Source organism: Novosphingobium sp. Sphag1I (assembly GCF_056279125.1).
The window spans coordinates 1-13644 of the sequence record NZ_JBWBQS010000019.1 but is presented as its reverse complement, the minus strand read 5'-3'; the positions used below and the strand labels follow the sequence as shown (position 1 = coordinate 13644).

9 protein-coding genes are annotated in these 13644 nt (G+C 61.5%); 5 read left to right on the top strand and 4 right to left on the bottom strand.

Annotated features, from left to right (window positions below; genetic code table 11):
- The first annotated feature begins 110 nt into the window (after positions 1 to 110).
- Positions 111 to 1061, top strand: coding sequence for a nucleoside hydrolase (locus ACZ9HU_RS18600; protein WP_476107180.1), 951 nt, complete (start codon positions 111 to 113; stop codon positions 1059 to 1061).
- A 75-nt stretch (positions 1062 to 1136) separates the two neighbouring features.
- Here ACZ9HU_RS18600 and ACZ9HU_RS18595 read toward each other — a convergent pair whose 3' ends face one another.
- Genes ACZ9HU_RS18595 through ACZ9HU_RS18585 form a run of 3 tightly spaced genes read right to left on the bottom strand, consistent with a single transcriptional unit; the run spans position 1137 to position 6779 of the window.
- Positions 1137 to 4262 (bottom strand): efflux RND transporter permease subunit, encoded by a 3126-nt coding sequence (locus ACZ9HU_RS18595; RefSeq protein ID WP_476107178.1) that lies wholly within the window; start codon positions 4260 to 4262, stop codon positions 1137 to 1139.
- 4 nt (positions 4263 to 4266) lie between these two features.
- On the bottom strand, positions 4267 to 5346 hold the full coding sequence (locus tag ACZ9HU_RS18590; RefSeq protein ID WP_476107176.1) for an efflux RND transporter periplasmic adaptor subunit: 1080 nt from the start codon (positions 5344 to 5346) through the stop codon (positions 4267 to 4269).
- Positions 5343 to 6779 carry an efflux transporter outer membrane subunit gene (locus tag ACZ9HU_RS18585; RefSeq protein ID WP_476107174.1) on the bottom strand — a complete coding sequence of 479 codons (1437 nt, stop codon included), beginning with the start codon at positions 6777 to 6779 and terminating at the stop codon, positions 5343 to 5345. The genes ACZ9HU_RS18590 and ACZ9HU_RS18585 overlap by 4 nt, the downstream gene beginning before the upstream one ends.
- 116 nt (positions 6780 to 6895) lie before the next feature.
- Here ACZ9HU_RS18585 and ACZ9HU_RS18580 point away from each other — a divergent pair, with 116 nt between their 5' ends.
- The 4 genes from ACZ9HU_RS18580 to ada all read left to right on the top strand — a co-directional run bounded on the left by ACZ9HU_RS18580 (position 6896) and on the right by ada (position 11681).
- Positions 6896 to 7591: a response regulator transcription factor gene (locus ACZ9HU_RS18580; protein ID WP_476107173.1), complete on the top strand. Its 696-nt coding sequence runs from the start codon at positions 6896 to 6898 to the stop codon at positions 7589 to 7591.
- Positions 7588 to 8868 (top strand): sensor histidine kinase, encoded by a 1281-nt coding sequence (locus ACZ9HU_RS18575; protein ID WP_476107172.1) that lies wholly within the window; start codon positions 7588 to 7590, stop codon positions 8866 to 8868. Before ACZ9HU_RS18580 ends, ACZ9HU_RS18575 begins: the two co-directional genes overlap by 4 nt.
- A 169-nt stretch (positions 8869 to 9037) precedes the next feature.
- Positions 9038 to 10444, top strand: coding sequence for a carboxylesterase/lipase family protein (locus ACZ9HU_RS18570; protein WP_476107171.1), 1407 nt, complete (start codon positions 9038 to 9040; stop codon positions 10442 to 10444).
- A 115-nt stretch (positions 10445 to 10559) separates the two neighbouring features.
- On the top strand, positions 10560 to 11681 hold the full coding sequence (gene ada, locus ACZ9HU_RS18565) for a bifunctional DNA-binding transcriptional regulator/O6-methylguanine-DNA methyltransferase Ada (RefSeq protein ID WP_476107170.1): 1122 nt from the start codon (positions 10560 to 10562) through the stop codon (positions 11679 to 11681).
- Here ada and ACZ9HU_RS18560 read toward each other — a convergent pair.
- Positions 11648 to 13090 carry a serine hydrolase domain-containing protein gene (locus tag ACZ9HU_RS18560; protein WP_476107168.1) on the bottom strand — a complete coding sequence of 481 codons (1443 nt, stop codon included), beginning with the start codon at positions 13088 to 13090 and terminating at the stop codon, positions 11648 to 11650. The two genes, ada and ACZ9HU_RS18560, sit on opposite strands and share 34 nt — an antisense overlap.
- Between the last annotated feature and the right edge of the window lie 554 nt (positions 13091 to 13644).

The window sequence follows — 13644 nt, the reverse complement described above, 5'->3', positions numbered from 1 at the left end:
ACTCGAAAACAATTATGGGAGAGAGCATTGTGCCATTGGCCATCAACCGTCGGGCATTCGTAAAATCTGCGGCGATTATGGGTGCCGGGTGCCTTGTGGGCACAACAGCGATGGGCAAACAGCCCTTGCTTGGGCGTGTTATTCTGGACAATGATTTCGCCGGTGACCCTGATGGCCTGTTCCAATTGGCGCATCACGTTCTGTCGCGCTCGGTTTCCATTCCGTTGATCATTGGTTCGCATCTGCCCGCCGGCTTCTCGAACGGGCACGAAGCACAGGATTCGGCCGATCGTGCGCTGGAACTCTTGAAGGTCATGGGGCTGGACAAGGTCCATCACCCGGTCGCCGGTTCAGAAACGCCGATCACATCGCGCCAGGTGTGGAGGCCGAGCAAGGCCACCGATGCGATCATCCACGAAGCCATGCGCGACGATACGACAGAACCGCTGATTTATGCCGCTGGCGCAGGGCTGACGGAACTGGCGCTGGCATGGTTGCGTGAGCCAAGGATTGGCAAGCGGATCAAGCTGATCTGGATCGGCGGTAAGTCGCCCCAGGATCTTCGCAATCCGGGGGCCGGAGCCGACAAGCCAGAGTTCAATTTTTCAATCGACCCTTTGGCGGCCCAGATCATCTTCAACGAATCCGATATCGAGATTTGGCAGGTACCATCATCGACCTATAGCCAAATGTTGTTCTCGATGGCCGAGATGGAAGAACTGGCCGCGACGGGCCCGCTTGGGGCCTATCTGAAAGGTCGGGTGGAGGCGATGGCTGAAATGATCGCCCATATTCCAGGCCTTCGCCAGCCCGCGCTGTCCGATGCCTATGTTTTGGGGGACAGTCCTCTGGTCACATTGACGACACTCCTGCCGCCGTTGCAGCCCGATACGACGTCTTGCCGTCACGTGTTGATGGCGACACCGCGCCTGCTGGCTGATGGCAATTATGCGCCGCGTAAAGGGGGCCGGCTCATGCGTGTCTATACCCAGATCGATACCGGATTGACGTTTCACGATATGCAGGCGCGTATCCGTCTGCATGCGAAAGGTCGAATCTGATATTTCGTTTAATTCAGTATTTTTCCGTAAAAATCCCCCTGCCGATGCAACAGCAGGGGGATTTATTATGCCCATTTAGGCCAGATCGGGCGTTTTGCTTGCCACCGTCACCTGTTCGGGATCGATGGGGTCATCATCGCCCGGCGCGCGCGGCGTGATCAATTTGGCCAGACGCGGGCGAAGCCGCATTTCCAGCGTGTCGATCAATTCATAAAACACCGGAACCATGACCAGCGACAACATGGTCGAGCTGATCAAACCGCCGATCACGGCAATGGCCATGGGTTGGCGGAACGTCGAGCCCTCGCCGATGCCAAGCGCGGTGGGCAGCATGCCCGCGGCCATGGCCACGGTGGTCATCACGATGGGACGTGCGCGTTCGCGACAGGCGTTCATGATGGCCTCGCGCTGAGGCTGGCCTGCGCGTTCGTCCTCAATGGCGAATTCAACCAGAAGGATCGAATTTTTCGCCGCCAGACCAAGCAGCATCAACATACCGATCAACACCGGCAGGGTGATGGGAATCCCGGTCACTTTCAACGCCACAAATGCGCCCAGCATGGTCAAAGGCAGAGCCGAAAGAATGGTGATGGGCTTGAAGAAGCTGTGGAACAGCATCACCAGCACGAAATAGATCATCAGGATGCCCGAAGCCATCGCCCCGACAATGCCGCCGAACAGATCGGCCATGGCCTCGCTGTCGCCGGTCTTGGCCTCATGCACGCCCGCGGGCAGGTGTTTCATCGCCGGCAGGGTCCCCACTTCATTCAGAGCCTGACCGATCGTTGTGCCGTTCAGGTCCGCCTGAACCGAAACCCGGCGTTCGCGATCATAGCGCTGGATTTGGCCGGGACCGGACGCGATGGACAATTCGGCCACCGTGCGCAAAGGCGTCATCTTGCCGTCCAGCGTGGCGACCTGAAGGTTACCGATCTGATCCAGATCGACCCGTGCATCATGGGGCAAACGCACCCGGATCGACAGGCGTTGCTGTTGGGTCGAGAATTTGGCCACATTGGCGTCAATATCGCCGATCGTGGCAATCCGGGCCACTTGCGCAATTGCCTGCGACGAAACATTAAGCCGCGCCGCCGCGTCGGGCAGGGGGCGAATGATCAGTTCAGGCGCCGAGGGCGGCGGCGCGGGACGCGGGTCCAGAACCGTCTTCATCCCCCGCATTTCGCGCAGGAGAGCCGCCTGAGCGCGCGCCAGAGCATCCCCGTCGCGCCCGGCAAGAACCACCTCGACCCCCGCCGCGCCAAAGCCGCCCTGATTGTTCAGCCGCACTTCGGGCACCTGTCGCAACAGACCGGTGATTGATCGCTGAAATGCATCGGTGGTCATGGAACGATCATGGCGCAGAACGACCGTCAACGTCCCGGTCTGAAGATCCGATCCGCTGCTGCCGCCGCCCGGCCCGCTGGTGCTGGTCGAACCGACCTGGGCAAAGACGCGCTCGACATCGGGCAGTTTGCGCAGGCGCGCGGTCACATCCCGCACCGCGCGGTCCATCGTGTCATGGTTCGAACCCGACGTGCCCTGCATCGAAAGATAGAAATAGCCCTGATCGCTGGTCGGCTGAAAACCGATGGGGATTGTGGCGGCAATCAGCAATGCGCCGACAAAAACCCCGATGCCAATGCCCACCGTCGATTTGGGATTGGCCAATGACCAATCCAGCACCTTGGGATAGATTCCACGCAGGCGATGGGGCGGTTCGCTGTGGGTGCTGGGTTTGAGGAAGTAGGCCGCCATCAAGGGCGTGACAAAACGCGCGACCAACAGCGAGAAGAACACCGCGACGGCCACCGTCAAACCAAATTCACGGAAAAACTGGCCCGATTGCCCGCCCATGAAGGAAACGGGGGCAAAGACCACGATGATCGTCGCCGTGGTTGCCACCACCGCCAGACCAATCGCATCGGCCCCGATCAGCGAGGCGCGATAGGGCGTTGCCCCACCCTCAATGCGTTTCTGGATATTTTCGATTTCTACAATGGCGTCATCGACCAGAATGCCGATCACCAATGTCAGCCCCAGCAGTGTGATGATATTCAGGCTGAACCCGAACAGGATCATCGCGCCAAAGGTGGGCACCAACGACAAAGGCATGGCCAGCGCCGCAATCACCGTCGCGCGCCAGTCACGCAGGAACAGGAACACCACCAGCGCCGCCAGAACCATGCCTTCGATCAGAACATGCACCGTCGCCTGATAAGAGGCGCGCGTGTCGGCCACGGTCGAAACGACCTTGGTGATGACAATGTCTTTGCGCTCTGCGGTCAGCTTGGCAATCGCGCGGTCAACATTGTCCTCGACCGAAACGTCGCTGGCGGCGGTCGTTTTGCTGACCTGAAACGCGATGGCGGGATGGCCGTCAAGGCGGGCAAAACCGCGCTCTTCGGCATGGCTGTTGGTGACCGTGGCCAGATCGCCAAGGCGGACATATTGGGTCGCGCTGATCGGAATGGTCAATTCGCGCAGGCGATCAACCGTTGCCGATGAACCCAGCACGCGGATCGTCTGCTCACGCCCGCCCGCTTCGGCGCGGCCGCCGCTGTCATCGCGGTGGAACTGGGCCAAAGCGGTGCTGATCGAGGAAGCGGTGAGGCCATGGGCCGCCATCCGGTCCGGGTCGAGCGTGACATTGATTTCACGCGAGACACCGCCGATACGCTTGACCTGTGCCACGCCGCGCTGTGCCTGTAGCGCGCGGGCGATCGTGTCATCGACAAACCACGACAGATCCACCGCGCTCATCCCCGGCGCGCTGACCGCATAGGTCAGGATCGGGGCGGAGGACATATCCAATCGCTGAACGCTGGGCGCATCAATGCCTTGGGGCAGGACGGGGCGGGTGCGTTCGACGGCGGTGCGCACATCTTCGACCGCCTTTTGCATGTCGCTGCCGATTTCAAATTCGGCGGTGGTGGAGGATGAGCCCAGCCGGACGGTCGATGTCGTATGACGCAGCCCCGCAATGCCGGTCAGCGCGTCTTCGATAGGCCGCGTGATCTGCTGCTCCATCTCGCTGGGCGCGGCGCCGTTTTGGGTGACGGACACCGTGACCGCGGGAAATTCGACGTTGGGAAAGCGTTTGACCGGCAACATCATATAGGACGCAATGCCCGCCAGGGTCAGCGCGATCATGATGACGGCCACGGGAATGGGGTGGCGGATGGCCCATGCGGAAATCTTCATGGAATCAGCGCCCCTTCTGGACGGGCTGAACCTTTTCGCCGTCCAGCACAAAGTCCTGCGATCCGGTCAGCACGCGGGCGCCCGCCGCCGGGCCTTGGGTCAATTCGATCATGCCATTGGCGCGCGCGCCGGTTTTCACCGCCACGCGGCGCACCTTGTCGCCCGCGTCGATCACCGTCACCGAAGCGCCATTGCCGTCATAGGAAACCGCCGCTTCGGGAACCGCCAGCACCGGCACAGGCTTTCCGGCCAATTCGGCGCGGGCATAGCCGCCGGGGCGAATTTCGCGATCCAAGGGCAAGAGGATGCGCGCGCGGCCAAGGCGGGTTTGGGCATCCACCTGCGCCGCGACAAGGCGCACCGTGCCATCGACCCAGCGACCCGACGCCAAACGTACCCGCGCATGGTCGCCCGCATGGATGCCGCTCAGCAATTCTTCGGGAATTTCCGCGTCCAGCTCGGCGCGGTCGTCGCGTGCCATCGTGAACATGACGCTGGACGGCGAAGCGACATCGCCGGGTCGGACGCTGCGCGACAGGATGCGCCCCGCGACGGGTGCGCGTACCACCATCAGCGCTTGCTTGACCAGTTGGGCCGAAAGTTGCGCCTGTGATTGATCCACCTGCGCATGGGCCGTGCGGGCGGCAAGGCGGCGCTGCGCGATGGCTTCGTCCGAAAGGACGCCGGTATGGTCCAGCGATGTCACGCGTGAGGATTCCTGATCGGCCTTGTCCGCGGCCACCCGCGATTGTGCCAATGCGGCGCGGCTTTGCGCAATGTCGGCCCGCAAAAGCGTGGCGTCCAGTTCGGCCAACGGTTGTCCCGCACGCACCAGAGCGTCCTGATCCACCAGAACCCGCGCGACCAGATAGCCCGAAAGCTGGCTGGAAACGGCGGCTTCTTCGCGGGCGACAAGGCGGCCGTTGACATTGATGCCCGCGCTCAAAGGCTGGCGGGTCACCATGGCAAAGGGCACGGCGCGGGGCGTGTCCGCGCCCGGCGGCGGCGCTTCCGATTTGCTGCAGGCGGCCAGCGCCAAGGGCATGGCCATCAGCGCGACAAGGACGAGGGGACGGCTATTCATGGGTTTTGATCCGGAAAAGAAGTCACAGGATTATTCGGGTCGAGCGGGGTCCATCCCCCACCCAGCGCTTTGAAAACATTGACCGCGTCGCCCAGCGTCGTCGCGCGCAGGGCCGAAAGCGAGGTCCGGCTGTTGCGCCATGTCCGCTCCGCCGTCAGCAGCGCGGTCAGATCGACGACCCCGGCGCGATAGCCCGCATTCTGGCCATCAAAGGCGTGATGCGCGCGCGCCTCCGCCTCGATCAGCAGGGAAAGGCGGGCACGGTCGGCGGCATAGGTCGCCAATTGGTTCTGCGCCTCGCCAAAGCCGGTCTGGACGGTTTTTTCATAGGCGATGACGGCCTGTTCGGCGCGGGCGCGCTGTGCCCGTCTGTCGCCCAGCAGGCGCGCGCGGTCGAAAATCGGCATCGTCAGGCCCGAGGCAATCGACCACAATGTGGTCGTGTAACCTGCTGGCCCGGAAATGGAGTTAATGCTGGTGGTGGTCTGAAGATTGAATTTCGGCAGCAAGGCCAGCGAATTGAGCCGCAGCGTCCCCATGGCCGAACGCAATCTTGCCTCGGCCTGCACCACATCGGGGCGGCGGACCAGCAGCGTCGCGGGCGTGACGGCCGGCACTTCGGGCGGTGTGCCAAGAGCGCCATCGACCGCCAGCGTTTCGGGCGCCGCACCCGCGCGGCCCAGCAGAACCAGCAAAGTTTGCCGCGATACGGCCAGTTGCGCTTCGAGTTGCAGAACATTGGCCTGCGCCGTGGCCCGGTCCGCGATCAGACTGTCGGCATCGACCAGAGATCCGATACCCGCCTTGGCTTTACGTTGACCAATATCGGCCAATTCGCGCGCGACGCGCAGATTGTCCCGCGCCTCGGCCAGTTGGAGGGCAAGGCCGCGCGCCTGAAACAGGTTGGTCGCCACCTGTGCCGTCAGGCTTTGCAGCGCGGCGTGATAGGTAAAGGTGGCGGCGGTCAAATCGGCGTCGGCCGCTTGCCGGGCCGCATCACGCCGCCCGAACAGGTCCAGTTCCCATGAGGGAGAAAAACTGCCTGCGGTGGTGGTGGTGGCGCCGGTGGGCGTCATCTGGAACGCGTTGTTGCCGTCGATCCGTGTCTGGCCCCGCGTGATCGATCCCGACGCATTGCCTTGCACGTCATAGGTCAGCAGGGCCTTGGACCGGGTCGCGCGCGCCTCGTCCAGCACGGCGAGCGCCGAGCGCGCATCGGGGGCGTGGGAGAGGGCCTCCTCCTCCATCGCGGTCAATTGCGGGTCGGCAAAGATCAGCCACCAGCGGTCAAGGCGATCAGCGCTCGCCTCTGCCTTTTGCGGCGTCGAAAATTGCGCGGGCAGCGTGAGATCGGGCCGGGACACCGAAGGCGTGGCGCAGGCACCCAACATCAGCAGGGCGGGCAGCGTTAAGGAAGATGGAATGCGTCGCATGATGGATCGGCTTATGCCAGCGCGGCGCGGGCTTGGGGGTCAGGACTTCGCAAGTGAAGTGTAAGGATTGTGTAAATCGGGCGGGACAATCGCCTTACAAAACGTCACAAGGCGTCATGGAAACGCCCGCCTTCAACATCCTGCTGGTCGATGATGACGCCGCCCTTACCCAAATGCTGGCCGAGTATCTGGAGGGAGAGGGCTTTGCCTGCCGCGCGGTTCATACCATTGCCGAGGGGCGCGAGGTGGCGCTGTCCGGGCAATATGACGCGATCATTCTGGACGTGATGCTGCCCGGCGGCAATGGCATCGACCTGTTGCGCAATATCCGGGCGACCAGCGACGTTCCCGTCATCATGTTAACGGCCAAAAGCAATGATACCGAGCGGGTGATCGGGCTGGAGCTGGGCGCGGACGATTATGTGGCCAAGCCCTATTTCCCGCCCGAACTGGTGGCGCGTTTGCGGGCGGTCCTGCGGCGCCCTGCGCGCCGTGCGGCCAGCGGGGATCATTTGCGGCTGGGTGTTCTGACGCTGGATGCGGCGCGGCGATGGGCCGGATGGGATGGCGTGCCGTTGGAATTGACGGCCACGGAATTCAACTTGCTGGAAATCCTGCTGCGGTCGGGGGAGAGGGTGTCGACCAAGGATGAATTATCATTGCGCCTATTGGGGCGGCGGCGCGAATCCTATGACCGTTCGGTCGATGTCCATATCTCGAACCTGCGGCAAAAGCTGGAGCGGGTCAGTCACGAACGCCTGCGCATCGCGACCTTGCGCGGGATCGGATGGCGGTTGGAGCTGGCGTCGTGAAGGGGCGTTTGTTCTGGAAGATTTTCACCGCCTTTTGTCTGGTGTTTTTCGCACAATTGGCTGGTTTGTGGGCGCTGTTCATCGTTCTTGAGCGCAACCACCCCTATTGGGCCAACAATCTGGAACGTTACGCCGCGCCGCGTTTGGAACAAATGGCGGGTGTGATCATCTCGCGGATCGGGCCAGAGGCTATCCCGGCCACGCTGACCCAAGGGCCGATGCCCACATTGATGATTCGGCCGGTAGGCACCCCCGCGCCCGCCGAGGCACGCGCCACTGCGGCGGAGGCGACGGCACCGGATGGGCGTCGGTGGCGGATATTCTACCGCTTGCCCCGCAATTTTGTGGATACACGCATAACTCCCCCTGGGGTTTTCTATGTCAGCGGGATTTTGTCCGGTCTTATTTTTGCTGCCATTTTGGGCCTTTACTTATCCCTGCCGATCCGGGCGTTAAGAGAGGGTCTGGATCGGTTCGCCAAGGGTGACATGGGGGTGCGGCTTGCGTCACGGATGGGGCGGCGGCGCGACGAGATTGCCGATCTGGCGCATGATTTTGACGGCATGGCCGAAAAGGTCGAGCAATTGGTGCTGTCGCGCGGGCAATTGATTGATGACATGTCGCATGAATTGCGCTCGCCTTTGGCCCGGTTGCAATTGGCGATTGCGTTGGCGCGGCAAAAGCCGGACGGCGCGGTCTTGGCGCTTGATCGCATCGAATTGGAGGCGCGGCGGCTTGACGCCATGGCCACCAGTCTGCTGACGCTTTCCCGGCTGGAAAATGCCCAAGGAAGACCAGAGCATTTCGTCCATGTCCGTGCGCTGATCGAGGATATTTTGTCGGACGTTCGGTTTGAAAGCGAGGCGAAGGAGGTTCGCATTGCTTTTACCAGCGGGGCTTCGATGCCGGAGGGGTTCCATGCCGATGTCGCGGGTGATGCCGAATTGTTGCGCCGCGCCTTTGAAAACGTCCTGCGCAACGCTTTACGCTTTTCACCCAAAGGCAGCACGATTGTGGTGAATCTGAGCGAAGACGCCGAACATATCGTGGTCAAGATCGAGGATGAAGGGCCCGGCATCGCACCCGACCGGGCCGAACGCTTGTTCGAACCTTTCCATCGCGGCGAAGGAGAGACGGGCGGCTTTGGCCTGGGCCTTGCTATCGCGCAGCGGGCGGTGATCCTTCATGAAGGGCTTATTTCAGCGCGCAACCGGGTGCAGGGCGGGTTGTCTGTCTGCATCAGCTTACCGGCCCGGTGGGAAGAGGCATCGGCTTAACCCCGTTGGAAGGGGGTAGGGGCAGAGACCCCTTCAAAATCTTTGACAATTTTTCGGCAGTTCAGCATGTATCTGTCACCGCTGTCATGGCTGTTGTTGAAATGGTCAATCACCGTTCGATGGCTAAAAGTTTTTGATAATAAGAATGATCCGGAAAGGGGCTGCCTAAATGAAATTTCTGAAATTGCTGGCTTTAAGCGCATCCGTCTTGTCCATCCCGGCCATGGCCGCCGATACGCCCGCCACCGTCACGATTGAAACCGGCGCGCTGCGCGGAGTGGTTGCCGATGGCGTGGCCAGTTGGAAGGGCATCCCCTTTGCCGCCGCGCCGGTGGGTGCGCTGCGTTGGCGCGCGCCGCAACCGGCCCAGGTGTGGAAGGGCGTGCGCGATGCCGTCGCCTATGGGCATGATTGCATGCAGGTGCCTTTTCCCAGCGATGCCGCACCGCTTGGCACGCCGCCGGCCGAAGACTGCCTTTATGCCAACGTCTGGCGCCCGGCGGCGGTTGGGGCAAAACTCCCCGTGATCGTGTGGATTTATGGCGGGGGTTTCGTGAATGGCGGGGCCTCGCCGCCGACCTATTCGGGGGCCAATCTGGCCCGTGAAGGCGTGGTTTTCGTCAGCTTCAACTATCGCGTAGGGCGCTTCGGAACCTTTGCCCACCCTGCGCTGACCAAGGCGGATGCGGACAAGGGCCTTTTGGGCAATTACGGTTTCATGGATCAGGTGGCCGCGCTCAATTGGGTCAAGCGCAATGTCGCCAAATTCGGTGGTGATCCGGCCAATGTCACGCTGATCGGCGAAAGCGCGGGGGGCATGTCGGTCAACACGATGCTGACCTCGCCCATGGCCAAGGGGCTGTTTGCGCGGGCGGTGGTGATGTCGGGCGGCAATGGCACCAGCCTGATGCCCGCCACGTTGCAAACGGCGGAAAAGACCGGCGCGGAATTTGCCGCCTCCAAGGGCGTGGTGGCGGATGACCCGCAGGCTCTGGCCAAATTGCGCGCCCTGTCGGCCGAAACGGTGACCGATGGGCTCAACATGATGAAACTGTTCACGCCGGGGCCGCGCACATTTTCCAGCCCGTTCCCCGATGGCAAAGTGGCCGTTGAACCGGCCAAGGCGATTGCCGCAGGCCAGTTCGCCCATGTTCCTGTGATGATCGGGGCAACCAGTGCGGATATTGGCGGCAAGACCGGCTATATGGTCGCGGGCGCGCGTCAACTGGCGGGCGCTTTGGCCGATCAGGGTGTGCCGGTGTGGGAATATCGCTTTTCCTATGTCGCGGATTCCATCGGCAAGCCGGGCGCGGGCCATGCCACAGATATTCCTTTCTTTTTCAACACACAGAAGCTCAAATATGAAGGAGCCACCACGCCGCGCGACAATGAAATGGGCGCGACCATCAGCCGCTATATCCTGAACTTTGCCAAGACCGGCACGCCCAATGGCGGCGGGTTGCCGCAATGGCCGCAATATGCCCGGCCAAGCGATCAGATCATGGACTTTGCCGCCAATGGCAAGGCCGAGCCGCAAAAGGATCCGTGGGGCGCCGAACTGGACGCGGCCAAGTAAACCTACGGGGTCCGTTCAATGGGCGGTGGCTCACGCGCAAAGGGTCGCCGCCCATTTCGGATTTGATCGCAAGAAACAGAGAGCGGCACCAAAGGCGTGCTGATAACATGGCGTCATGACGAAAGTTGAAAGCCATAAAGCCGATCAGGCCCCCGATACTGTCGATGATCCACGCTGGCTGCAAATCCTTGCGCGGGACAAAAGCGCCGATGGGCATTTGTGGTATTCGGTGGCGACAACGGGCATTTATTGCCGTCCGTCCTGTCCGTCGCGCGCAGCCAACCCCGTCAATGTGACGCTGCATGACACGTTGGAAAGTGCGCGCGCGACCGGATGCCGCCCCTGTAAAAGGTGCAATCCGGAAGGGTTGTCGCAGGATGCACAAAATGCCGCTTTGGTCGAACAGGCCTGTCGTTTGATCGAGCAGGCCCCGGCACCGCTATCGCTCGACGCGCTGGCCCAAGCGGTGGAGTTGAGCCCAGGTCATTTCCATCGTCTGTTCAAGGCGCATACCGGCCTGTCGCCCAAAGCCTATGCACAAGCGCATCGGGACCGCCGTTTGCGCGATGCCTTGCCCCATGCCACCACCGTCACCAGCGCCCTTTATGAGGCCGGTTTTAATTCACATGGGCGGTTTTATGCACAATCATCGGCCATTCTGGGCATGACGCCAGGGCGGTTCAAGACCGGGGGCGCCAATGAAGTGCTGCATTTCGCCGTGGCGCAATGCTCGCTGGGCGCCCTATTGATCGCATCGAGCGGGAAGGGCGTGGCCGCCATCCTGATGGGCGATGATCCCGACACGTTGGTCCGCGATTTGCAGGATCGCTTTCCCAAAGCCGAACTGGTCGGGGCGGACGCGGGCTATGAGGCGTTGGTGGCCAAAGTCGTGGGTTTTGTTGAGGCGCCGGGACTGGGGCTGGATCTACCCCTCGACGTCCGCGGCACCGCCTTTCAACAAAGGGTATGGCAGGCCTTGCGCGAAATTCCCGCCGGCCAGACCATGACCTATGCGCAGGTGGCGCAAAACATCGGTTCGCCCAATGCAACGCGGGCGGTGGCGGGGGCATGTGCGGCCAATCCCATCGCCATCGCCATACCATGCCACCGTGTGATCCGCCATGATGGCACGCTGTCGGGCTATCGCTGGGGCGTGGATCGCAAACGGGCCTTGCTCCTGCGAGAGGCGCAGGGTCGCGATAATCACGGTTCGGCGGCGGAGAAATTCAACGCCTGAATTTCGACGGTCGCCTTGGGCGATCTTTGCACGCGGCCCGCCACGCGGCCATGTTCACAAGTCCACGCAAAGCGGCCTTCCATGGCGGAAATGGGTTGCAATGCCTCGGTCGCGGCGCAGGCGCCAACTTCAGCCTTCAGCCCTTCGACCTGTTTGCGCCAACGTTCCGCGTCGCGGTCCAGCAACATATTGTTGGCCAAGGGGGCCGCGTTAATGTCGCCCGTGCGCCAAACCGCCTTGGCCGCTTCATAGGCCGAGGCAAGATCGGCATTCAACGTTACGCTGACATTCTTAACAACGCCCGCCTTTTGCAGCGCCATCAACGCACGGTTCGCGGGCAGGCTGGGCGCGCCATAGGTGCGGCTTGCAAAGGCAAAGATGCCGATGCCGCTGTTGGGCAACAGGGCCACCACCGAACCATAGCCGGGATAGCCGCCTGTATGCGTCAGGATCGTGCCCAGATCGCAATCGTCGATCGCCCGCCACGCCATCGCATAGGCCACCGCCTGACGACAGGCCGATCCGCCCACCGATGCGGCGCGCATAGCGCCGGTGGCGAAATTGTTCCCCGTGGCGATTTCACGCACCGTCGCGCGGCGAACCGGGCCGCTTTCGACGCCATCGCGCGGCGGCCATGCCGACAAAAGGAACGTCACCCATTGGGCATAATCATTGGCGCTGGTTTCCACCCCGCCCATTGCACCAAAGACGCCATCCTTCATGTCGGGTTCTTTAACCCACTGATTGTCCTGCCACCGATAGCCCAGCGCGCGACGTCCCTGCGGCGAGGTGAAGATGTCATAGGTGGTTGAATTCATGCCCAGAGGTTGCATAATCTGGCCGCGAATATAGTCCTGATAGGCCTTGCCGGAAATATTGGTGATGATGCGGCCCAGCAGCGCATAGCCCAGATTGGAATATTCCATCGCCATGCCCGGAGGCCGCGCAAAGGCCACGCCCGCGGTCAGCAATTTGTCAAATTCAGCCTCGCTCATCACCTGTTGGCGGTCGCCCCATGGGTTGTCTTCCACAAAACCGGCAGTGTGGGTCAAAAGGTTGCGGACCGTTATCCGGGGGCTGTCGCTGGTGGGATAGCGCCATGCCTTCAGTTGCGGGATATAGCGTTCGGCGGGCGTATCGAGCGACAATTTGCCTTCATCGCGCAGCTTGAGAATGGCCAGCGCCGTGAAAGCCTTGGACATAGAGGCGATGCGGAACAGACTGTCGGGGGTAACCGGTGCGTTGGTGGCGGTATCCTGGACGCCCATGGATTTGAGATGGACCAGCTTGCCATCCGCCACGATGCCATAGACCAATCCCGGAACGTGGGCCGACAAGCGCCAATCGGCAAATATTTTGTCGACCTCGGTCAAGGCGACGGCGTCGGGCGTTGCAGCCTGAGCCGGCATTGCGCGCAGGAGCAAACAGAAACCAGCCGCAAAAGCGCGAAATGACATGGCCAACCCTTTGGATAATTGCTTTGAGTAAAGGCTAGGTCGCGCCAGATGGGCTGTCAACGCAGCCATTTTACGCTGTGGCCAAGTTGGATGGAATTGCCGTGGCTGAGCGCTTGGCCAATTTACATAATAACGATTACCGGCAAATTGCACGTCGGCCAAGATCAACTCGCCCCCGCTAAACACCTTTTACCATAGAGCAATAGTGCTCAAAGCCAGTCAAAATCAGGGTATAGCCTTGCTACGCGCCTCGTACCGTTCCACCTGACGGAATATTATTCTTTTTCGATGGACAGGTGTTTAAAAATTCGCCAATTCTGCGCCGGAATTTTGGATGTGGGCAGGCCCTCAAGATAGGTCCTTGCCAACAATCAGAACCTAACGATGCAGGGAAATAGATATGAATTTCCAACGATTGAACCCGATGACGGGCGATGTTGCCTCCTCGGCGGTGGCGATGCAGGCAGGCGATATGGCGGGCATTGCGGCACGCGCCGCGGCGGCCC